Here is a 22,115-nt window from a genome sequence, read left to right on the forward strand (position 1 = left end):
TCCCGCGCTTCGGGTCGCCCGCCGGACCGCTCGACCAGGAGATCCCAGGTGCGCGCTCGAATCCTGATCGTGGACGACAACACGAGCCTGGCCGGAAATCTGCGCGAGGTCCTCGAGGGGGCGCGCGAGCTCGACGTGGAGGTCGCCCTCGCGCAGAACGGCAAGCAGGGGCTCGCGGCCGCCCGCCGCGACGGCTTCGACGTCGCGGTCGTCGACGTCAAGCTCCCGGACGCGAGCGGCCTCGAGCTGATCGCCCCCCTCCGCGCCGCCTCCCCCCACGGCGAGATCGTCCTCGTGACCGGCTTCGCGACCGTCGACACGGCGATGGCCGCGCTCCGCGCCGGCGCCTTCGCCTTCATCCTCAAGTCGTTCCGCCCCGAGGAGCTCATCTCCACGGTGGCCCAGGCGATCGAGAAGATCTCGCTGAAGAGGGAGCGGGCGGAGCTCGAGCGGCGGTACCGGGCGATCGTGGACGCGGCCGACGTGCTCATCCTGGGCCTGAACGCCGACGGCAGCGTCGCCCTCTTCAACCCGCGCCTCTCGGCGCTGACCGGCGTGGCCGGCGACCCTGCGATCGGCATGCCGTTCTGCGAGACGCTCGTCGACGAGCCCGACCAGCGCCGGTTCAACCAGTCGTTCGTGGGCGTGGTCGACGGCGACGCCGCGGCCGAGGTCGAGGTCGGCGTCCGCGACGCGGTGGGCGCGATTCGCCGGGTGCGCTGGCACCTGTCCGGCGTCCGCAGCGGCGGGCGCGGTGGCAGGACCGACCTCGTGTACGGCATCGGCATCGACGTGACCGAGCGGCGCGCCCTCGAGCGCCGCGCCGCCGACGCCGAGGCGCTGAACGCCATGGCCCCGCTCGCCCTCGGGCTCGCCCACGAGATCAGGAACCCCCTGAACGCCGCGGTCCTGGAGCTGCACCTGCTCAGCCGCGGCATCGATCGCCTCTCCGACGAGGCGATCCGCGAGCCCATGAAGCGGCGCGTCAGCATCGTCGAGGCGGAGATCGCCCGCCTGGGCCGGCTCCTCGGCGAGTTCCTCGAGCTCGCCCGCCCGCGCGCGCCCCACCGCGAGCCTGTCGACCTGGCCCGCGTCGTTCGCGACGTGCTCGATCTCGAAGAGGAGGCGCTCGCGAGCCACAGCGTCGAGGTCGTCCGCGACCTCTCGGACGACTGCTTCGCGCTCGGCGACGTGGAGAAGCTCAAGCAGGTGGTCCTGAACCTCGTCGTGAACGCCTTGGACGTAATGCCCGAAGGTGGGACGTTGCGTGCGTGTGCGTCGGGGGATGCGACCGAGGTGTGGCTCTCGATCGGGGACACGGGTCCGGGGATTGCGCCGACGATCTTGGCCGAGATTTTCGACCCGTTCTTCACCACGAAGGCGGCGGGCACCGGGCTCGGCCTTGCGATTGTGCGGAAGATTGTGGATCAGCACGCCGGCCGAGTGGATGTCGACACGCATGCGGAGAGGGGGACGACGGTTCGCGTGCGTCTCCCCCGTTTCACCCCCGAGTCCGTCCCGCGCTCCCCGACCTCGTCCCCGCCCCGCGGCGCCGGGATCTGACGGAGGTCGGGAGGATAGGGAAGCGGGCGAGCGCCGCTCAGCCCACGATGCGCATCGGGGGCTTCAGCGGCAGCGGGGGCTTGGAGCCAGGGGCCGACGGGATCGCCGAGGGGGCCGGCTTCGGCGCGGCGTCGCCCTCGAGGGCGGCGAGCGCCACGAAGAGCCGGTCCATGCCGTAATCAAGGGCCACCTCACGCTGGAAGACGTGGGCGACCTTGATGAGGCGCAGCGAGGTCTGCTTGCCCAGGTCGATCTCGCGCTCGAGGAACGCCTCGAACGAGCCGTACCCCTTCGCCTGATACAGCTCCTGCTGCTGGATCTCGGCGAGCACCACCCCGATATCGAAGAACCCCTTGTCGAGGCGCTTGCGCAGGGTGCGGATCTTCTGGGTCTGGTTGTGGAGCTCGGCGATCTTCGCCTTGATCTCCTCGGCGCCGCTCGGCACGCGGATCGTCGCCCGAGCGCTGCCGGGGGGCGCCGGCTCGGCGGCCCGAGCCCGGGCCTCGGCGGCGTGCTTCGCGGCGTGCCGGGCAGCCCAGGGCGCGGCGCCACGGAGACCGAGCTTACGCTTGGAAGCGCTCGACGAAGATTTCGAGTCTTCCTTGATTACCGGGTTCACGGGTTTCGCAAGCTGAGCTTCTGCGCCCCCCTTGGCGCTCGAAGAGGACTTCTTCTTCGTGCCCGTCGCCTTCTCGGAGCTGCCCTGCTTTGTGATCTTCGGCATGTCGCTGCGTCCCCCGCTGGGTACGAGATCGTCGCGGCCCTTCGCCTCAAGCGCGCGCCGCCCGCGCGGGGGAAAGACCCGCACGGCTGTCAAGCCCAATTGGCTCGACAGGTCGTCGCCTTACCAAAAAATCGGCCACCCCGTCCACTAAGTTTCGGGGAGGCTCTCGCTTTCCCGATGCCAGCATGACTCAAGATCGGCCCGAGAGCCAAAACCGGCGAGCATCGCACGCCAAGGGGTCTCTCGAAAAGCGGGTCGTCAGGCGGGCGGTGCGCTGGTCACGTTTGCCCACCCCTGCGCCTGGAGCGCGCGGGGCCGGGGGGCTGACGGCCCGACGCCACGGTCCCGCGCCGCCCCCGGGCCCGCGTGCGCCGGGCTCGAGCGCCAGCGCGCGCATCGCATCATCTGCCTCTTCTCTGGCCCGCGCGCTCCAGGCGCACGGGGGGCCCGCGCGCTCCAAGCGCAGGGGTGGGTCGTGGTAGATCGCGGTCCATGACCTCTCCGACCGACGGCCGCGGCCCCAATGACGTACCCCAGGCCGCAGCCGCTGATGCGCCGCGTCGTGCGAGCGAGATCCCTCGAGGCCTGGCGAGCAGCCGGATTGCCGTGGTTGTGAACGGCAACGCCAAGAGCGTGACGGCAGAGGTGATCGAGACGCTCGACCAGATCCTTGACACGGGGGACCTGTTCGTCTCGCGGCGGGTGGAGGAGAGCGAGGGCATCGCGCGGATCCTGGTCGACCGGGGCTACGGCACGATCCTCACCGGCGGCGGCGACGGGACGTTCACGGTCGTGGTGACGGCGGTGGTGAACGAGGCGAAGCGGCGCGGGCTGCCGCTGCCGCGGTTCGGGCTGCTGCGCCTCGGGACGGGCAACTCGCTGGCGTGGGTGCTCGGCGCGTCCGCGGGCGCGGGCGCGAAGCCCGGGCTCGCGGTGGACCTCCAGCGGCTGCGCGCCGAGGCCGGCAGCCGGAAGCTGCGGCTGGTCGAGGCCGAGGACATCCTGTCGCCGTTCTGCGGCTTCGGGATCGATGCGGTGATGCTCCGCGACTACAACGCGGTGAAGGCGGCGCTCGGGCGGGGTCCGCTGAAGCGGCTCGCGCCGGGGCCGGTGGCGTACGCCGTCGCCGCGACGACGCGGACCATCCCGAGCTACCTGGTGCGGCGCACGCCGCACTGCCGCATCATCAACGAGGGCAACGACGCGATCCGCGTCGGCGAGAAGGGGACGATCTTCGGGGCGCCCATCAAGAAGGGCGGCGTCATCTACGAGGGGCCGGCGAAGATCGCGGCGCTGTCGACGATCCCGTATTACGGCTTCGGCTTCCGGATGTTCCCCTACGCGGACGACCGCCAGGACCGGATGCAGCTGCGCGTGTCGATGATCTCGCCGCTCACGTTCGTGCGGAACTTCTCCAGCATCTGGAACGGGGAGTTCGACGATCTGGAGACGGTCTTCGACTATTTCGTCGACGAGGTCACGATCGAGATGGACCCGGCGACGAGCTTCCAGATCGGCGGCGACGTCCGCGGGGAGCGCTCGCGCGTCCGGGTGCGGCTGACCGAGCCGATACGGATCGTGGATTTCTACGCGCCGCCGCGGGGGTAGCGCCCGCCTGGCTTGCAACCCGAGCCGGCCCGCCATCTCATTGCATGCCGGGGGGACTGCCGCTTGATCGGTCCCAACCCCCTCGGGAGGTGTCGATGTACCGTGACGCATTCTCTGCGATCGGATGTGCGATCGTCCTGTCCGCGCTCTCCTCGGCCTGCACCCTCATCACCGAGCGCGACGGCTCGGGGAGCGCAGGCGACGAGTGCTCGAGCTCGATCGGGTACGAGCAGGACGAGGCGGCGCCCGAGCCCGAGCCGGCGGAGCCCGCCGCGGATCTGCCGGGCATCAGCGTGGCCACGACCGACCTCGTGACCGTCGCCGGGAGCCGCGAGAGCCTGCGGCTCGGCTTCTTCGACGACCAGGACAGGCCGCTCGCCGTGCTGCCGGACGAGGTCGGCCTCACCACGTCGAGCGCCGCGGTCGCGAGCGGGTCGCTCGTGATGAACGAGGAGCTCGACCGCGTGGCCTACCTCGGTGTGATCGCCGGCTCCCCGGGCACGGCGACGATCTCGGTGTCGCGCGGCGGAGAGCGCCGCGACATCCGCGTGACCGTGCTCGACGATGTGGCCTCGACCGTGTCGCTGCCGACGAAGAGCCTCGCGCTCAAGGAAGGGCAGCGGGGCTCGGTGGCGGCGTTCTTCTATCACCGGCAAGGGATGTTGCTCCACGCGCCCAGCGTCGAGGTGACCTCCAGCGATCCCCTTGTGGTCCCCGCGTCCCGGCAGTCGCCTGCGCTCGGCGACGGCCGGATCCACGTCACCGCGCGCGGCGCGGGGACGGCCACCGTGACCGTGGCGGCCGGCAGCGCCCGGGACGAGATCGTCGTCACCGTGTCGCCGCAGCCGATCGGAACCATCGATATCGCCCCGGGACCTCTCGAGGTGCCTCCGGATTGCTCCGACCAGATACCCATCAAGTTCCTCTCTCCGGACGGGGAACGTCTCTGGATAACGGCGGACGACGTGGTGACCTCCACGGATCCCGCGAGCGTGAGCGCGGAGCTGATCACGGATGGCGACGGGTTCGTGGAAGCGCTCGCGATCACCTCGGACCAGGTCGGGACCGCGACCCTGCGCGTCACGGCGCGCGGGAAGCAGGTCGAGCGCCAGATCGTCGTCACCCCCGACGCCGTGTGCTCCCTCTGGGGTGAGGAGGAGGAAGAAGAAGAGGAGGAGGAAGAGGAAGAAGAGAGCGAGCTCGATGAGGCGCAGGGAGAGCTCGCCTCCGGGAGGGACCCGTTCTTCTATTTCACCTACGACGACTCGGCCAGCACCGCCGCCGTGGAGCTCGTCAAGCACAGGCTGCGCGAGGGCGAGATCCCGTCGCCGAGCCTGTCGCGGCCATGGGAGTTCCTGAGCTACGAGCGCTTCGCGCCGTCGTGCCCGCACAACCTGGGTCTGTTCGATGTGTCCATGGGGCTGCTGCAGCGGACCTCGGCGAGCGACGCCAGGCAGAGCGAGCTCCTGCTCGGGGCCTACGTTGCCGCGCCCTTCCTCGGCAAGCAGCAGCGCAGCAACATGGCGCTGACGCTGCTCATCGACAACTCCGGATCCATGTTGGAGTCGGCCGTGTCCGTCGACGGCACGAACGTCAACAGGATGGACATGGTCAAGCACGGGTTGCAGGGGCTCCTCAGGGCGCTCAAGCCGGGCGATCTGGTCAACATCGTCAGCTTCAACTCGACGGCGCAGATCGAGCTGGAAGGCTCCGTGATCGAGCCCGCGAGGTCCAACGTCGCCGAGGTGCGCCGCGCGATCGACAGCGTGGTGCCCACCGGGGCCACGGCGCTCGCCGAGGGCATCTCGCTCGCGTACCAGGTCGCCCGGCGGCACCACGATCCGAGCAAGATGAACCGGATCGTGATCCTCACCGACGCCTACGCCAACGTGGGTGAGGTCGATCCGGGCTTGATCGCGGACAACGTCGTGATCGGCGATGACGAGGGGATCTACTTCTCCGGGCTCGGGGTCGGCGAGGACTTCAACGAGCAGTTCCTCAACGTGCTCACCGACGAGGGCAAGGGGGCCTATTTCTCGCTCGTGACGATGGCCGACGCGGCGCGCGCCTTCGATCAGCGGTTCATGGCGCTGCTGGCGGTGGCCGCCCGGGATGTCCGCTTCAAGCTCAGCTACCCGCGCTTGCTGGCGCGCGCGGCCACCGCCAGCGAGGAGTCGTCCACCGACCCGGAGGACGTCCAGCCCACGAACTTCTCGTTCAATACCAGGCAATATTTCTACGAGATGTTCAGGGCGCCCGCCGCGGCCTCGTTGAGCGACGAGCGATTCACGCTCACGATCTCCTACAAGGACCCGGTGACCCGCGAGCCGCGCTCCGAGGAGATCGAGGCGACCGTGAGCGACCTCCTGGGCCGGCACGAGCAGAACCTCCGGGCCGCGGAGGCCATCTTCCTGCTCAACCAGCGCATCGGCGGGAGGATGACAGCGCCCGAGGTCGGCGCGATCCTGGACACGTACCCGCCGAGGTACAGCGCTCCCCTGTTCGACGAGTACAAGGGGCTGATCGAGCGCTACGACCTGCTGGCGCCCTGAGCCGCGCTCCCGCGCCAGCTGGCCCACCCCGCGCGCCAGCTGGCCCACCCCGCGCGGATGCGCCGCAGATCGAGGGGTGACCATTCTGGCACAATACGCTCCCTTCCGATCCGGCACACCCTGGCAAACCTGGGAGCGGGGAGCTCATTATCCCCACGAATTGCAGGGGAAACTGACGATCGGCACAGGCGGAGCGGGGCTGGCGCATGGCTTGCTCCAGAGCTGTGCCATGAACAAGCCATTCTCGATGATCCGTTCTGGTTCCGTGGGGTCTCTCTCCCTGTCGCTCCTCCTCGCGGCCGCGTCGCTCGGTGTCGGGTGCGTCAGCAAGGTGACCTCCACCGATGGCGAGGGGAGCGACGAGAGCGCGCTCGAAGGCGAGGAGGACGAGGCGGCGTGTGAGATCGGCGAGTCCCGGAACTGCACCACCAACGGGACGGAGGGCTTCGAGCAGTGCGAGGACATCGAGGGGGTGGCGACCTGGACCGGGTGCCAGGCGAGCGGCAGCGCCGTCAGCACGCCGCTCGTGCTCTCGTTCGACCAGCGGCCGGTCGAGTACCTGACCGCGATGACGGGCGCTTTCGATCTGAGCGGCCTCGGGGCCACGGTCGCCACCGACTGGCCCACCGCGGCGACACCGTGGCTCGCTTTCGATCGAAACGGTAATGGCGCGATCGACGGCGGCGAGGAGCTGTTCGGCTCGGCCACGGTGCTGTCGAGCGGCGCCCGCGCGGACAACGGGTTCACCGCGCTGCGCGAGCTCGACACCGACGGCGACGGCCGGATCACGGCGCGGGACGAGGCGTGGTCGCGGCTCGTGCTGTGGAGCGACCGCGACGCGAACCGCGCCTCGAGCGCGGGCGAGCTCGAGCCGCTCGCGTCGCGCGGGCTCGTGGCGATCGAGCTCTCGTACGGGCGCGAGCGGCGCTGCGACGGGCGCGGCAACTGCGAGGTCGAGCGCGCCGCGTTCACGTTCGCGGACGGCGCCACGACGCGGACCGGCGCGGTCATCGACGTCCACCTGCGCTGGCAGTGACGCCGCCGCCCGGGGGCGATCCCGCGCAATTCGACGTCCACCTGCCTGGTAGAGGTGGCGCGCTTTCGTCGCGACAGGACGCGGCGGGCGCTGTCTCCGAGCACGACGTGACACTGCCGTCACGGATTCCGATCAACCCAGCCGCGCCGGCGCTTTTCGCGGGCGTGGGCGCTCATCGTCGCCGCGCCGGGCGCCGCGCAAAGCTCCGACGGAGCTCGGAAATGGCGCTCGTGGGGGGTTCACACGAGACGCTATTGCACCGAATATGGCGCCGCGCGGCTGGGCAGCCATTCGGCGTCCTCGGCAATCGAGCCCCCCTTTTCCCTGGAGCGACGGATGAATCGACGATGGACGACGTGCCTTCTCATGCTGGGGCTGACAGTGAGCGCCGCGGCGTGCGGAGACGATGAGGACGCCACGAGCACGGGATCCGGCGGCGCCGGCGGCATCGGTGGCGATGGCGGCGCTGGCGCGACCGGGGGAGGGCAGGGCGGCGCTGGCGGCACGGGTTCGACCGGGGGCGGGGGCCAGGGCGGCGACGGCGGTGCTGGCGGCACAGGGGGCGTAGGCGGCACTGGAGGTGCTGGCGGCTCAGGCGGCACGGGCGGCTCAGGGGCTGCCGGTGGCGCAGGCGGCACAGGTGGCGCAGGCGGCACAGGTGGCGCAGGCGGCGCAGGTGGCGCAGCGGGCGTCGGCGGCGCCAGTGGCACGGGCGGCTCAGACGGTACGGGGGGCGCAGGCGGCGCAGCTGGCGCGGGCGGCGCCGCTGGCGTTGGTGGCGCAGGCGGCGCCGCTGGCGTTGGTGGCGCGGGCGGCGCCGCTGGCGTTGGTGGCGCGGGCGGCGCCGCTGGCGTTGGCGGTGCTGGTGGCTCTGGCGGCCTCGATGCTTCAGGAGGCGCGGGCGGCACAGGGGGCGCAGCTGGCACAGGCGGCGCCGGGGGCGCGGGCGGAAGTACCGACCTGCCCGACGGCGCGGCCTGCACCGAGGACGCCGAGTGCGCAGGAAGCTTCTGCAACCGGGAAACCCTCGACGGATGGCCCGGCGGATATTGCATCAGCTCGTGCGAGCACACCGGCGGCACCTGCCCCGGCGATGGTGTCTGCATCGATTCTGTCGGCAACGGGCACCTCTGCTACGGGGCGTGCGCCACGGCGAGCGACTGCCGCCCCGGCTACGCGTGCCTCCCCGCCGCGGACGGGACGCTGAGCTGCCGGCCCGCGTGCACCGAGGACGCGCAGTGCCCGGCGCGCGGCAGGTGCAACGTGAGCACCGGCCAGTGCAGGATCTACGAGGCGACCTGCGACGACGCCGAGGACAACGACGACGACGCGGCCGTCGACTGCCGCGACGACGATTGCGAGGAAGCCTGCGCCGCGCTCGCCACGGCGGCCTGCGCGGCCGCGCTGCCCCTGCTGCCGGAGGTCTCGGGCGACACCTCGGTCGGCACAAACGCGTTCGAGGGCGTTTGCCTGGGCGAAGGCCTGGGCGAAGGCACGGGCGAAGGCCGCGAGGACGTGTACCTGTTCACGCCGCCCGAGGGGCAGTCGGGCACGCTCTCGGTCGTGCTCGAGTCGGACACCGACCACGGGGTCTACGCGCGCTCCGCGTGCGCGGACCCCGACTCCGAGCTCGCCTGCGCCGACAGCTCCGAGGCCTGGGTCCCCGAGTTGCTCGAGGTTCCCCTGAGCGCCGGCGAGTCGGTGAGCCTCGTCGTCGACGCGTTTGTGCCGGGCGACGAGGGGCCGTACACCCTGCGCTCCGCGTTCACGCAAGCCGTCTGCGGCGACGGCGTCCTCACCCGGCCCGAGCAGTGCAACCAGGTCGACGAGACCAACGGCTGCGCCAGCGACTGCTCCGCGATCTGCGAGGGCGCGCGGGAGGCGGTCCTCGGCGTGAACACGGGCGACACGCAGACCGGCACCGCTTCCTTCAAGGGCGGCTGCCTCCTGCCGGACACGCGCGAGGACGTGTACTGGTTCACGCCACCGGCCGACGGCACGCTCACGCTGGTGCTGTCGTCCGACACCGATCAGGCCATCTTCGTGCGGTCGAGCTGCCTGGACGCGACCTCCGAGCTCGCGTGCGAGGATAGCCACTCCGGCGGCGTCGACGAGGTGCTCGAGCTCGAGGTGACCGGCGGCGTTCCCCTGTTCATCTTCGTCGATGGCTTCTGGCTCCTGAGCGACGCCGGCCCGTACACGCTCGACGTGTCGTTCGAGCCCTGAGCGCCAGCGCCGTCGCCGGCGTCCCACCCCGGTCAGCGCTCCGGCGCGCTCCGGCCACCTCATGATCGCCGAGCCGTCCGTCAGGCCACGATCCCGTTAAGGGATCTCCCTCCCTGTACCCGGTGAAACCTCCGGGATCCGCAGCGAGATCATCGCCAGCTTCATCGCCCCTTCACCGGAGCGTCTCTCGCGTCCGACACGCTTCACGAGGGTCCGTTGCTCATTTCTCCCGACCAAGAGGACGCATCGATGCCTTCCGATTCCACCGCACCGCCCTGGGATGAGCTCGTGCCCAGCGTCCTCGCCGGGCTGGCCCTGTTCCTGTTCGGGCTGAGACACCTGGGTCAAAGCCTGCAGGAAGTGGCCGGCGAGCGGATGAAGCGGTCGATCGCCGCGGCGACCGACAACCGGCTGCTGGGGCTGCTCGTCGGCCTCGTGGCCACGACGCTGCTCGACTCCTCGTCGGCGACGATCATCATCGTGATCAGCCTCGTTCGAGCGGGACAGATCTCCTTCCCGCAGGCGCTGGGGGTGATCCTCGGGTCGAACATCGGCACGACGGTGAGCAGCCAGATCTACGCGTTCGATGCGATGAAGTACTACGCCCCCGCGCTGCTCCTCGCGGGCTTCCTCCTCCACGTGCTCGGCCGAGGGGAGCGGTGGAAGGGGTATGGCGGCGTGGCCCTGAGCCTCGGGCTCGTCTTCTTCAGCCTGAACTTCATCGGCGACACGATGAAGCCGCTCGGGGACTACCGGCCTCTGCGCGACTGGCTGGTCGGGCAGTCGTCGGCGAGCGGCGTGGTCGTCGGGGCAGCGATCACGGCGATCATCCAGTCCTCGTCGGCCACGGTCGGGATCGCGGTCAAGATGGCGAAGGAGGGGATCATGCCGCTCGGGGCCGGGATCGCCATCATGCTCGGGGCCGAGGTCGGCACGTGCGCGGACGTGATGGTCGCGTCGATCGGCCGGGAGCGGGCGGCGCTGCGCACGGGGATGTTCCAGCTGCTGCTCAACGTGATCACCGTGGCCCTCGGGCTCCCGCTGATCGGGCTCCTGGGCCGGCTCGTCGAGGCGACCTCCGGCGACGTCGGCCGGCAGATCGCCAACGCGCACATCCTCTTCAACACGGCCGGAGCGCTGCTCTTCCTGCCGTTCACGCCGTGGATCGCCCGGCTCCTCGAGCGGCTCATCCCCGATCGGCCGCGGCGGGAGGCGCCGGGCGGCGCAGCGGCGTTGAGGTTGAGCGACACGTAGCGCCGCCGCCCGGGCGCTTCGCTTCTCTTCGTCCTCGCCCTCCTCGCGATCAGTCGTAGTACTCGTTGCCCAGGTGGGTGATCAGGTCCTCCCCCATGAGCCAGCGCATGGTGTTCTTGAGCTTCATCGACTGGATGAAGAGGTCGTGCTCGGGGTACAGGTCCGGCGCCGTCATCGGGCTCTTCCAGTAGAAGCTCAGCCACTCCTGCGTGCCGCGCAGCCCGGCGCGCTGCGCGAGGTCGAGCAGGAGCGCCAGGTCGAGCACGATGGGCGCAGCCAGGATCGAGTCGCGGCAGAGGAAGTTGATCTTCATCTGCATCGGGTAGCCGAGCCACCCGACGAGATCGATGTTGTCCCACCCCTCCTTGGCGTCGCCCCGAGGAGGGTAATACTCGATCCGCACCTTGTGGAAGAGCTTGCCATAGAGCTCGCCGTGGGCGTGCGGCTGGAGGATGTGCTCGAGCACGCCGAGCTTGGAGACCTCCTTGGACTTGAACGACTCCGGGTCGTCGAGCACCTCGCCGTCGCGGTTGCCGAGGATGTTCGTCGAGAACCACCCGGTGACGCCGAGCATCCTCGCCTTGAGCCCGGGGGCGATCACCGTCTTCATCAGGGTCTGGCCGGTCTTGAAGTCCTTGCCGGCGATGGGCACCTCCTGCTTGCGCGCGAGCTCCCAGGCGGCAGGGAAATCGACGGTCAGGTTCGGGGCGCCGTTCGCGAACGGGATGCGCTCCTTCAGGCAGGCCCAGGCGTAGATCTGGGAGCTCGAGATCGCCGGGTGGTCCTCGGCGAGCCCCGCCTCGAAGCGCGCGACCGACGCGTGGACCTCCGCGGGCGCGATGTACACCTCGGTCGAGCCGCACCAGACGGCGACGGCGCGGGCCGCGCCGCTGTCGCGGAGGAAGGCGCGGAGATCCTCCCGGACCTGCTCGACCATGTCCGCCTTGCTCGCGCCCTTCTTCACGTGGTTGCCGTGGAGGCGCCGCACGTACTGCGGGTAGAACACCCCGGTCATCGGCCGGATGCGCTCGAGCTCCTCGCGGACGGCATCGAGGTGGCGGCGCTCGAGCACGTCCGCGTGCCGCGCCGACTCGTAGGCGTTGTCAGGGAAGATGTCCCACGCGCCGAACACGAGCTGATCGAGCGCCGCGAGCGGCAGGAAATCCTTGATCCTGGGCGCGCGCCCCTCGGTCCGCCGGCCGAGCCGGATCGTGCCGAGCTGCGTGAGCGAACCGATCGGCGCGGCGAGCCCACGCCGCGCGAGCAGGGCGCCCGCGATGGTCGTCGTCGAGACGGCGCCGAGCCCCGGCAGCAGGACCCCGAGCTTGCCGTCCGCCTTCTTGATCTCTTTCGGCTGCTTCACGTGAAGTGTTCCCCCCGGCCGTGGTCGTGGGCGCTCGTCGGGCAAGGGCGGGGCGTCCGCCGGTGCCGTGCGCCCGGCGCGCGCGACGCCGGCCGCGGCCGCGCGGCGCTGCGATCGCCGGGAGCATGAAGCCCGGCGCGCGCGATCACCACGTCGCGGCGCGCGCGCGAGGGCGTTTCCCGCGCGCGCCCTTCGCCGGCTTCCAGCGCGCCCTTCAGCCCGGCGCCTCGGACGGCAGCGGTAGGGCGGCAGGCGCAGGGCGCGACAGGGGCTTTGCAGCGGCGGGTGGGCGCTCGCGCGGGATCGTCCGTCGGTGTCCGTCGTCGTCGCGGGCCGGCGAGCTGGCCGTCAGGGCGCGGCGGGCGGGTAGCCGGCGGCGGGGGTCATCGCGGCGATCCAGGCGCGGACCGCGGCGACGGAGGCCTCGTCGACGCGGTGGGTCGCGAGCGGCGGCATCTGCTCGGGCGGCGCGCCGGGCGCGTCGCGCCGGGACATGGCGCGGACCACCGTGCTGCGATCCGGATCGAGAGGCCTTATCCGGTAATAGCGCGCCTCCGGCGGCGCCCCCGGCGGGCGGAGCTTCGCTGGCTGGTTGATCGCCGTCTGGTAGACGCGCGTGCCGCGCACGTCGCCCACCTGACCGGCAGCATCGATGTCGAGGCGCATCTCGAAATGCGTCGCGACGCCGAGCGGGTGATGGCACGAGACGCCGCAGTTGGCGTGGAGCAGGCCGAGGGCGCTCCGCTCGGTGGCGCTCCCGGGCACCGCGAGGGCGGCCGCGCCGGGGAGCGCGGCGCCGGAGGTCGTCGAGAGGAGGCCGCGCTGGACCAGCTCGGCGTAGGTCAGGCCGCTGGCCTCCGGCGCGGCGAGCTGGACGGCCTCGAAGCCGAGCGGGTTGTCCGTCTTGCCTGCGTGGCAGCGGATGCAGTCGACCTGCGCCGGGATCGCGTAGCCTTCCACGCCCGGCACGCGGGGGACGCCGGATTTCACCTGCAGCGCGGTGGCGCCGTCCTCGGACCAGACGTAGGTGGCGCGCGTCCAGCGATCCTCCGCGGTCTTCCAGAGGAGCCTCGTCTCGAGGCGGCGGCTCGCGCCGGCGACGGGCATCCGGAACTCCTTCCACAGCCTGGTGCCGACGGGGAAGCTCCAGTCGTTCATCCGGGAGACATCGATGGTCGAGCCCGGAGGGAGGTAGATCCAGCGCGTCTTCTCGGCGCCGTCGCTCCAGAGCTCGAACGCCGGCTTGAACTCGCGGACCCCCGCCGCGATCGTGCGCGCGCCGAAGTCGCCGTAGAGGCCCGTGCAGCGGAGATCGGGAGGATCTTCGTCGCCCTCCTTGCACGGCGGCAGATCCCGGGCGACCGCGGGCGGGCCAGCGCCGGCCCGCTCGTCCGGGGGGGCGCGGCGCGCGGAAGGGACGGCGGCGGCGGCGAGCCGGTCCGGCGCCGGGAGGGGCTCGGTCCGGGGCGTCTCCTTCGCGCTGCAGCCCGCGCCGGCGCCGGTCGCGAGCAGCAGCGACGCGGTGGCGGCTTGCCAGAGCCGGCCGCTCGTGATGGAGGAAGAGGTGGAGGTGACCGCTTGATCGAGAGACCGAGCCCCCGGCGCGCCGTCGGGCGCGCTGCCTGCGTGACGAGAGCGTGCGCGTTCCATCGGGCCGCCTGCTGCCTCCTGCTCGCGGGCAGTGTAGCCGCGTGCGACAAGCGTGTGCAGGTCGCCGGGCCGCCCGAGGGGCCTCGCGAGGGCAGCGCCATCGCACCGGCCGCGGCAGGGAACGGGGCCCCGCCGGCGAAGGCCGGCGCGGCGCCCGCCGCGCCGGAAGGCGCACCTGCGGCGGAGGGCGCGCCTGCGACCCCGCCGGCGAGCGCCGCGGAGCTCGCTCGCCCGGCGACGTGCGGCGGCGGCGTTCCGCCGCTGAAGCTCACCCTCATCGCGAGCGGGCTCGACCAGCCGACGTACGTCGCCGCGCCGCCGGGCGATCCGGCGCGCCTCGTGGTGCTCGAGAAGCCTGGGATCATCCGGCTCATCAAGGACGGCGCCGTCCAGCCGGCGCCCTTCCTCGACCTCCGCTCGCGCGTCTTCTTCCCGGCGCCGAACGCGGAGGGCGGCCTGCTCGGGCTCGCCTTCCACCCGGACTACGCGAAGAACGGGCGCTTCTGGCTCCATTACTCGTCGGCCCCGCGCGGCAATGTCGTGATCGACGAGTGGAAGCGCGCGGCGCAGGGCGGCGACGCTGCCCACCCCGAGCCGGTCCGCTCCCTCGTCGACGTGAAGCACGGCGCCTGGAACCACGTCGGCGGCATGCTGGCCTTCGGCAAGGACGGCTACCTCTACGCCGCGATCGGCGACTCCGCGCGATCGCCGAGCCCCGCGGCCGACCTCACCTCGAAGCTCGGCAAGATCCTCCGCATCAACGTCGATGAGCCGTCGCGGTCGCCGGCGGGCAACATGACGAGCGGCGATTCGATGATCTGGGACTACGGCCTCCGGAACCCGTGGCGGTTCAGCTTCGACCGGCTCACCGGGGACCTCTACATCGGTGACGTCGGCCAGAAGAGCTGGGAGGAGATCCTGGTGGAGCGCCCCGGCCAGGGCAGGAACGATTACGGCTGGGAGGCGATGGAGGGCACCCACTGCTATCCTCCGGGCTCCGCGTGCAAGCCGCGCGGCGTCCCGCCCGCGGTCGAGCACCCGCGCAGCGAGGCGGGCTCGATCGTCGGCGGCTATGTCTACCGCGGGGCGAAGATCCCGTGCCTGCGCGGCCGCTACGTCTACGCCGATTACGTGACAGGCCGCTTCTTCTCCTTCGTATGGGACGGCAAGGCCGCGACCGACCGCGCCGAGCTCACCTCCGCCTTGAGCCCGAACGGCCTCCCGGCGTCCTTCGGCGAGGACGCCGCCGGGGAGATCTACGTGGTGATGTTCAACACGGGGCGGGTCTACCGGATCGACCCGGGGTGAGGCGCGGGCGTTGCCAGGGGCGAGTCGGCTCCGGCGTTGGACAGGCGGTAGGCCACTTCCGACTGCTTCGAGACAGAGCGGCGCGCCAGTAGCCAGACCTCGTCGGTCGGCAGGCGACGAAGACTGCCGACGACGCGCGCGCGGGCCCGGTGTACTCGGATGGTCCCCTCTTGAATGGAGATGTGTCTATGGGAATCCTGGACGGCAAGGTCATCATCGTCACGGGCGCGAGCTCGGGTATCGGCAGGGCAGCGGCGGCTGCGCTCGCGGCCGAGGGCGCCAGCGTGGTCGCCAGCGCGCGGCGCGAGGCGCAGGGGCGCGCGCTGGTCGAGGAGATCAAGCGCCGCGGCGGGGAGATCACCTGGGTGACGGCCGACATGCGGGTCGAGCGCGACGTCGTGGCGCTCGTGGACGCGGCGCGCTCCACCTACGGCCGGCTCGACGGCGCCTTCAACAACGCCGGATTCGGCGCGATGGGGCCGCTCGCCGAGATGACCAACGAAGACTACGACGCGCTCATGGAGACGAACCTCCGCGGCGCCTTCTGGTGCATGAAGTACGAGATCAAGGCGATGCTCTCGGGCGGCGGCGGATCCATCGTCAACTGCGCCTCGGTGGGCGCATCGCGCGCCGCGCTCGGGGTCACGCTGTACGGCGCCTCCAAGGCGGGCCTCATCGCGCTCACGCGCGGCGCCGCCGTCGAGTACGCGCAAAAGGGCATCCGCGTCAACTCGGTGAGCCCAGGCATCGTCACGTCGGAGATGGCCACCGCGGGCTGGCGCCTCGAGACGCCCGCGGGCGCCGCCTTCGCCGCGTCGCTGCACGCCATGAACCGCGTCGGCGCGCCCGAGGAGGTCGCCACGCTCGTCGCCTTCCTCCTGAGCGATAAAGCCTCGTTCATCACCGGCCAGGACATCCCGGTCGACGGCGGCTTCCTGGCACAGGTGTGGCCCGCGACTCCCGGGGGAGGGGGCTGAGCCGCGCAGGCCCGGGCTGCGCCGCGCGCCGTCGCTAGATGGCCGACCCTGGATCGGCGACGGGCGAGCCGCCTGACGGACATGGCAACGGAGACGCGCTCCACCGCAGCGACGCATCGAGAAAGCCGCGCACGTCCTCCTGGAGCTGGCGCTGAAACGCCTCGCGATCGAAGCCGGGGGGGTCGGTGGCGGGCAGGAAGCCCGGGGTGCGCAGGGGAGGAGGAAACGGGCTCAGGAACGAGAAATGGCCCGCGTTCTCGACGATCTTGTAGGTGACCCGAGCCCGGTCGGGGACGAGATCGAGGACGAGCTGCCCTTGCCATCGCGGTGCGATGCGGTCGTGCTCCGCCACGAGCAAGAGGATGGGCACGCTGGCGTGCTGCAAGGCGTCGTTGGGGACGAACCAGCACGCCGCGGGGGCCATCAAGACCAGCGCCTTGACGCGCGGGTCCTTCGTGACCTCGACCCGTTGCCCCGGGCCTGTCCAGGGCTGCCCCCCCGCGACGGCGAGCGCTGTGTAGCCGCCCATCGAGTGCCCGATCATCGCGACGTTGTCGCATTGCAGGCGAGGCCCGAGCTCCGCATCGGAGCAGACCGCATCCATCGTCAGCCGGACGTGCCGGGGGCGATTCTCGAGGTTCTCGACCGCCTCGCTCAGGGAGCGATCGTTGCGGTTGTCCCCGGGGTGCTCCGGCATCGCGACGACATAGCCACTCTGCGCGAGGTGGGACGCGAGCGTTCGGTACGCGAGGGGCGTCCCGCCGCCGCCGTGCGAGAGCACCACGAGGGGGAAAGGCCCCCCCTGAGCGGGGGCATTCCAGGCGACCTCGAGCGAATAAGGCCCCATCGCGACGACGCCGGAGGGGACGTGCGTCGGGTACATCATCAAGACAGGAAACGAGAGGCTCTTCCTCTCGTCCCGCACGATCAGGCTGCGGGCGCCCACGAATGGACTCATGCTCATTTCTCCGGAAGGCGTCTTCAGGAAGGGAAAACCACGAGAGCCGGTCGTCTACTGGACCGGGAGGAAGATGTCGGTGACGGCTTCGTGATCGGGGACCTCGGGGAAGAAGCGCACCCGCTGCAGAAAGAGCGGGAAATCCCGCAGATCCTCGCCGCTCGCGGGGAGCCACGTCGCGTAGAGGTACTTCACCGCGCCGTAGAGCGTGTCGTCGCCCCCGATGTGCCGCAGGACGGCGCAGCGGCCGCCAGGGATCGTCTTCTCGACGACGCCGAACGGGTTCTCCGGCACGGGGCGATGGGTGGCCGCGCAGAGGTCAGCGCGGTAGGCCTCCGGCGGGGTCTCGGCCGGGTTGTCGTACAGGACGTTGAACGTCGCGCTCACCCGCGGCGGGAGCCTGTTCTCCTGGCGCCACGCGATGAGCCTGCGCACCGATTCAAGGATCCGCTTCGGGTCGCCCCGGTGCTCGACGGCGGCGACGCGCGTCGCCTCGAGCTCCACGATCTTCACGTCCTCGGCGCGATGAACGGACTGCATGGGGAGGGTCCTTGTCTCTCTCAGGCGCTCATGGGTCGCGTGCCAGGGGTCCCACCGGGGCTGCTCCCGGAACTCGGACGGCGTCTGCCCGAAGGCCTTCTTGAAGGCGCGAGAGAACGCTTCGGGGCTCTCGTAGCCGCTCGCCATCGCGATATCGATGATCCGGGCCTGCTCCCGCGCCGGCAGGGCGAGCCGGTACGACGCGCGCCGCAGGCGGACGAGCTTCACGTACTCGTGGACGCCCATCCCGAACAGCTCGGAGAACTGCCGCTGAAAGTGGTACTTCGAGAACGCGGCGACGCCGCTCAGCCGCTCGAGCGTCAAGTCCTCTTCCAGGTGCGCGTCGATGTGCTCGAGCACCCTGCGGAACCTGGCGATGTAGGCGTTCTCGGCGGCTTCGGTCAACGCGGTGCCCTCCTCGGCGTGAGGCAGGGCGCAGGGTAACGAGCGGCCGCCCGCCGTGCCTGACCGAAATTGCTGAAGTTCAGGGCAACCGGCCGCCCGGCGACGCCGGAGGTGGCCGGACGAGGCGCCTCACCCGGCGCGGGCGAGCTCGTCGCGCACCTGCGCCGTGATCTCGAACGAGCGCACGCGCGCGGCGTGGTCGAAGATCTGGGACGTCACCATGAGCTCGTCGGCGCGGGTGCGCTCGATGAACGCCTCCAGGCCGCGCCGCACCGTCTCCGGCGAGCCCACGGCCGAGCAGGAGAGCGCCTGCTCGAGGCCGGCTCGCTCCATCGGGCCCAGCTCGCGCTCGAAGCCCTCGACCGGCGGCGGCAGGGGCCCCGGCCGGCCGCGGCGCAGGTTGATGAAGGCCTGCTGGAGAGAGCTCCAGAGCAGGCGGGCCTCCTCGTCGCTGTCGGCGGCGAACACGTTGAAGCCGAGCATCAGGCGGGGCTGCGCGAGCTGCGCCGAGGGGCGGAACTCCCGGCGGTACAGCGCGATCGCCTGCATCAGCTGGCCCGGCGCGAAGTGCGACGCGAAGGCGTAGGGCAGGCCCAGCGCCGCGGCGAGCTGCGCGCCGAAGAGGCTGGAGCCGAGGATCCAGATCGGCACGTCCAGGCCAGCGCCGGGCACGGCGCGCACGGGCTGGCCAGGCTCCGCAGGGCGGAAGTAGCCCATCAGCTCGAGGACATCCTGAGGGAAGCCGTCCACGTCGCCGGCGAGGTTGCGCCGCAGCGCGCGGGCGGTGATCTGATCCGAGCCGGGCGCGCGACCGAGGCCCAGGTCGATGCGCCCGGGGAAGAGCGACGCCAGCGTGCCGAACTGCTCGGCGATCACGAGGGGCGCGTGGTTCGGGAGCATGATCCCGCCCGCGCCGACGCGGATCGTCGAGGTGCCGCCAGCCACGTGCGCGATCACGACCGAGGTCGCGGCGCTGGCCACGCCGCCCATGTTGTGGTGCTCGGCCAGCCAGTAACGGTGATAGCCGAGCCGCTCGGCGTGCCGCGCCAGGTCGAGGGTATTGCGCAGGGCCAGGGCGGCGTCTCCGCCCTGGACAATCGGAGAAAGGTCGAGAACGGAGAAGGGGATCATGTCAGGCACCTCGCCCGACTGTTGCACGCCGGGGACGGTCGCGGGAGCGCCAGGGAAAAGGTCCTCGCCGCGGCCGGCGGAGGCGCCCGTCTCTGGGGCGCTCGCGTCCGCCCGGCGCCCGGGCGCGCGGCGGTCGAGCCACCTGGAACGGCCATGACGCGGCCGCGCCCGCTGTACTACGCTCCGGGCGTGCGCCGTCCTGTATCGCCGCTGCGCCGCCTCCCGCAGGTCCTGCTCGTCGTCGCCGCCTCGGCCGCCGCGCTCGCGCCGCCCGGGGACGCGGCCGCCTTCCTCTGGCCCAACGTGCCGGAGCAGATCGCGCGCGCGCTCACCTCGGGCGACGTGTCGGAGCGCCGGCTCGCCGCGACCCGCGTCGGCGAGCTCGCCCCGGAGACGGCGATCGGGCTCATCCAGAAGGGCATGAGCGATCCGGACGTCGAGGTGCGCCTGCACCTCGCGGGCGCGGCCGTGCGCTTCCGGATGCCTCGCGCGGGAGACCTCGTGATCGAGTGGCTCGGCGAGGGCGACGCGCGCCTGCGGCTCGCGGCCTGCGACGTGATCCGCGCGGCGCCCACGGACCGCTCCGTCGTCGCGCTCGGGCGGGTGCTCGGCGATCCCGACCCGCACGTCCGCCTCGCCGCCGCGGCCGCGATGGGCGCGGCGGGGCTCCCGGACGCCGTATCGCCGCTGCTCGGCCACCTCGACGACACGGCGCCCGAGGTGCGCGCGGAGGTCGCGCGCGCGCTCGGCCGGATCGGCGACGCGCGCGCCGTCGTGCCGCTCATCGGCAAGGTGCAGGACTCGGTGCCGGAGGTCCGCAGGGCCACGTCGCGGGCGCTCGGGGAGCTCGGCGACGCGAGGGCCGTCAGCGCGCTGATCCTCGCCCTGCAGGACGCGTCCCAGGACGTCCGCGTCGAGGCGGTGACCGCCCTCGGCCGGCTGCGCTCGGACGAGGCGACGTCGGCGATCGCCGATCTCGTCGCGGCGTCGCCGGGGGCCGGGGGCGCGTTCGCCGGCGCGCGCCCGGCCGACAGCAGCGCGTCGAGCAACGACGTGCGGGAGGCGGCGCTCCGGGCGCTCGGCCGCGTCGGCTCCGACGCGGCGGTGAAGGTGCTGCTCGCGGCGCTCGCGAAGGACGACCCCGCGGCGCCGCGGTCCGCGGTCCGCGACGCCCTCGTCAGCGCCGGGAAGGCGGTCATCCCGGCGCTCATCGCCGCGCTCTCGGCCGCGCCGTCAGGCAACACCGCGGCGGGCGCTGCCCTCGTGCTCGGTGAGCTCAAGGCGAGGGAAGGGCTCCCCGCGCTCGTCCGGGGGATGCAGCGCGGCGTCGTCCCGCTCCGGCACGGGCTCCGCGCGCTCGGGGCGCTCGGCGACCCCGCGGCGCTGCCCAGCGTGCTCGAGCTGCTCGGCGACGCCGACCCCTCGGTCCGCCGCGAGGCGATCCGCACCGCGACGGCGCTGCTCGATCCGGCGCGGCCCGACGGGCGCGCGGTCGACCCCGCGCGCGCCCTGCTGGTCGACCCGGCCACGCCGCCCGACGAGAAGCTCTCCCTCGTCCAGCTGCTCGGGCGCACCGGCTCGCCGCGCGCGCAGGCGGTCCTGCTGCCGCTCGCGAAGGCGCGCTCCGCCCCGCTCCGCCTCGCGGTGATCGAGGCGCTCGGGGCCGCGCGCGCCGCCGGGAAGCTCGGCGCCGCCGTCGACGCCGCGCTGCTCGAGGCGCTCGACGACGAGTCGGCCGACGTGCGCCTCCGCGCGGCGGTGTCGCTCTCCCGCGTCGCCGGCCCGGGGAGCGCGCGCGCGCTGCTCCAGCGCCTCACCGTCGCCGCCGAGCAGGACCGGGGCGCGCTCGGCATCGCCCTCTCGGGCGCGCTCTCCCGCGCCGGCGAAAGTGCGACGGGCGCGACGGACGCGAGCGACGCGAAGGACCCGAGCGGCCCGGACCTCGTCCGCGATGTAGCGGCCGCTGTCGCGAGCGCGCCGGACGCCGCGCGCGACGCGCTGCTCGAGGGGCTCGGCCGCATGCCGGGGCAGGCCGCGGGCGCCGCGCTCGCCCGGATGGCCGCGACAGCGCCCATCGACGACCGCCGCAAGATCGCCGAGGCGCTCGCGGGGCACCCGGAGGCCGCCGCGGCGCTCCGCAAGCTCGCGGGCGATCCGGATCCGGGCGTGCGCGCCAGCGCGATCTGGTCGCTGGGCGCGGTGGGCGCCGCGGACGCGCTGCCGCTGCTCCCGCCGCTGCTCAGGGATCCCGACGCCGCCGTGGCGGGCAACGCGGCGGGCGCGATCGGGCGCATCGCGGGCCGCGCCGGCTTGCCTGCGCGCGCGTCCGCGGCGCTCTGCGGGGCGCTGTCCGACGCGCGCCCGTACGTGCGCGCCAACGCGCTCGCGGGCCTCACCGTCGCCCGGGCGCGCTGCGACGGCGCCGCGGCGAGGGACCTGCTCGCGCGCGACCCCGCCGAGGCGGTGCGCCTCGCCGCCGCCGACCACCTCGCGCAGGGCGGCGCCGACCTGGACCGGCGCGCGCTCGCCCGCTGCGCCAGCGAGGACAGGAACGCGACCGTCGCGGCGCGCTGCGCGAGCCCCGCGGCGCCCCCCTCCGGCGCCGAGGACGTCGTTGTCTTCGTCGTCCCGTTCGACGCCGGCCGCGGCGACTCGGCCCGCGACGCGCCCGTCCCGCGCGCCCCGTTCGCGCTCGTGCGCGCGGACGGGCTCATGCGCCTCGGCGTCGCGGACCGTCGCGGCGAGCTCTTCGAGCGCGGCGCCCCCCGCGGGCCGCTGCGCCTCGCCGTCCCGGCGCCGCTCGTGAAGTGAGCCCGCGCC

The 22,115-nt window shown here is 72.4% G+C and carries 15 protein-coding genes; 9 read left to right on the forward strand and 6 right to left on the reverse strand.

Annotation, left to right across the window (positions count from 1 at the left end; translation table 11 throughout):
• Nucleotides 1-48: 48 nt before the first annotated feature.
• Nucleotides 49-1,563 (forward strand): ATP-binding protein, encoded by a 1,515-nt coding sequence (locus WME89_RS11620; protein WP_438009256.1) that lies wholly within the window; start codon nt 49-51, stop codon nt 1,561-1,563.
• A 37-nt stretch (nt 1,564-1,600) separates the two neighbouring features.
• On the opposite strand, the gene WME89_RS11625 is transcribed toward WME89_RS11620, so the two are convergent.
• Nucleotides 1,601-2,287, reverse strand: a complete 687-nt coding sequence (locus WME89_RS11625) for a hypothetical protein (protein ID WP_437309194.1) — start codon at nt 2,285-2,287, stop codon at nt 1,601-1,603.
• Nucleotides 2,288-2,893: 606 nt separating this feature from the next.
• Between WME89_RS11625 and WME89_RS11630 the strand changes: the two genes are divergently transcribed.
• The 5 genes from WME89_RS11630 to WME89_RS11650 all read left to right on the forward strand — a co-directional run bounded on the left by WME89_RS11630 (nt 2,894) and on the right by WME89_RS11650 (nt 10,963).
• Nucleotides 2,894-3,895, forward strand: coding sequence for a diacylglycerol/lipid kinase family protein (locus WME89_RS11630; protein ID WP_438009257.1), 1,002 nt, complete (start codon nt 2,894-2,896; stop codon nt 3,893-3,895).
• Nucleotides 3,896-3,990: 95 nt separating this feature from the next.
• Complete coding sequence (locus tag WME89_RS11635; protein ID WP_438009258.1) at nt 3,991-6,447, forward strand: vWA domain-containing protein; 2,457 nt, start codon at nt 3,991-3,993, stop codon at nt 6,445-6,447.
• Between the two features lie 247 nt (nt 6,448-6,694).
• Entirely contained in the window at nt 6,695-7,483 is a 789-nt protein-coding gene (locus tag WME89_RS11640) for a calcium-binding protein (protein WP_438009259.1), read from the forward strand.
• A gap of 366 nt (nt 7,484-7,849) precedes the next feature.
• Entirely contained in the window at nt 7,850-9,709 is a 1,860-nt protein-coding gene (locus tag WME89_RS11645) for a DUF4215 domain-containing protein (protein WP_438009260.1), read from the forward strand.
• Nucleotides 9,710-9,958: 249 nt separating this feature from the next.
• The gene (locus WME89_RS11650; RefSeq protein WP_438009261.1) at nt 9,959-10,963 is read left to right on the forward strand and encodes a Na/Pi cotransporter family protein; all 1,005 of its coding nucleotides are present in this window, start codon (nt 9,959-9,961) and stop codon (nt 10,961-10,963) included.
• Nucleotides 10,964-11,012: 49 nt separating this feature from the next.
• On the opposite strand, the gene WME89_RS11655 is transcribed toward WME89_RS11650, so the two are convergent.
• Nucleotides 11,013-12,326, reverse strand: a complete 1,314-nt coding sequence (locus WME89_RS11655; RefSeq protein ID WP_438009262.1) for an inositol-3-phosphate synthase — start codon at nt 12,324-12,326, stop codon at nt 11,013-11,015.
• Between the two features lie 348 nt (nt 12,327-12,674).
• Nucleotides 12,675-13,976, reverse strand: coding sequence for a hypothetical protein (locus WME89_RS11660; RefSeq protein WP_438009263.1), 1,302 nt, complete (start codon nt 13,974-13,976; stop codon nt 12,675-12,677).
• A gap of 54 nt (nt 13,977-14,030) precedes the next feature.
• On the opposite strand from WME89_RS11660, the gene WME89_RS11665 reads away from it, so the two are divergent.
• Together WME89_RS11665 and WME89_RS11670 are read left to right on the forward strand one after the other, a co-directional pair.
• The gene (locus tag WME89_RS11665) at nt 14,031-15,284 is read left to right on the forward strand and encodes a PQQ-dependent sugar dehydrogenase (protein ID WP_438009264.1); all 1,254 of its coding nucleotides are present in this window, start codon (nt 14,031-14,033) and stop codon (nt 15,282-15,284) included.
• A gap of 188 nt (nt 15,285-15,472) precedes the next feature.
• A complete protein-coding gene (locus tag WME89_RS11670) occupies nt 15,473-16,261 on the forward strand; it encodes an SDR family NAD(P)-dependent oxidoreductase (RefSeq protein ID WP_438009265.1) in 789 nt (262 codons plus the stop codon).
• Between the two features lie 34 nt (nt 16,262-16,295).
• On the opposite strand, the gene WME89_RS11675 is transcribed toward WME89_RS11670, so the two are convergent.
• From WME89_RS11675 to WME89_RS11685, 3 genes are all read right to left on the reverse strand, one after another.
• Nucleotides 16,296-17,219, reverse strand: a complete 924-nt coding sequence (locus WME89_RS11675; protein ID WP_438009266.1) for an alpha/beta hydrolase family protein — start codon at nt 17,217-17,219, stop codon at nt 16,296-16,298.
• Between the two features lie 54 nt (nt 17,220-17,273).
• Nucleotides 17,274-18,164, reverse strand: a complete 891-nt coding sequence (locus WME89_RS11680) for an AraC family transcriptional regulator (RefSeq protein WP_438009267.1) — start codon at nt 18,162-18,164, stop codon at nt 17,274-17,276.
• A 129-nt stretch (nt 18,165-18,293) separates the two neighbouring features.
• Nucleotides 18,294-19,295, reverse strand: a complete 1,002-nt coding sequence (locus WME89_RS11685; RefSeq protein WP_438009268.1) for an LLM class flavin-dependent oxidoreductase — start codon at nt 19,293-19,295, stop codon at nt 18,294-18,296.
• Nucleotides 19,296-19,484: 189 nt separating this feature from the next.
• Between WME89_RS11685 and WME89_RS11690 the strand changes: the two genes are divergently transcribed.
• On the forward strand, nt 19,485-22,106 hold the full coding sequence (locus WME89_RS11690; RefSeq protein ID WP_438009269.1) for a HEAT repeat domain-containing protein: 2,622 nt from the start codon (nt 19,485-19,487) through the stop codon (nt 22,104-22,106).
• Nucleotides 22,107-22,115 lie beyond the last annotated feature (9 nt).

The sequence above is a fragment of the Sorangium sp. So ce321 genome, assembly GCF_051530195.1.
Lineage (GTDB): Bacteria > Myxococcota_A > Polyangia > Polyangiales > Polyangiaceae > Sorangium.

Bases quoted from the DNA above. Each gene is read 5' to 3' on its own strand.
- WME89_RS11625 (WP_437309194.1), bottom strand. From the start codon at position 2,287: ATGCCGAAGATCACAAAGCAGGGCAGCTCCGAGAAGGCGACGGGCACG.
- WME89_RS11635 (WP_438009258.1), top strand. From the start codon at position 3,991: ATGTACCGTGACGCATTCTCTGCGATCGGATGTGCGATCGTCCTGTCC.
- WME89_RS11640 (WP_438009259.1), top strand. From the start codon at position 6,695: ATGATCCGTTCTGGTTCCGTGGGGTCTCTCTCCCTGTCGCTCCTCCTC.
- WME89_RS11645 (WP_438009260.1), top strand. From the start codon at position 7,850: ATGCTGGGGCTGACAGTGAGCGCCGCGGCGTGCGGAGACGATGAGGAC.
- WME89_RS11650 (WP_438009261.1), top strand. From the start codon at position 9,959: ATGCCTTCCGATTCCACCGCACCGCCCTGGGATGAGCTCGTGCCCAGC.
- WME89_RS11660 (WP_438009263.1), bottom strand. From the start codon at position 13,976: ATGGAACGCGCACGCTCTCGTCACGCAGGCAGCGCGCCCGACGGCGCG.
- WME89_RS11670 (WP_438009265.1), top strand. From the start codon at position 15,473: ATGGGAATCCTGGACGGCAAGGTCATCATCGTCACGGGCGCGAGCTCG.
- WME89_RS11675 (WP_438009266.1), bottom strand. From the start codon at position 17,219: ATGAGTCCATTCGTGGGCGCCCGCAGCCTGATCGTGCGGGACGAGAGG.
- WME89_RS11685 (WP_438009268.1), bottom strand. From the start codon at position 19,295: ATGATCCCCTTCTCCGTTCTCGACCTTTCTCCGATTGTCCAGGGCGGA.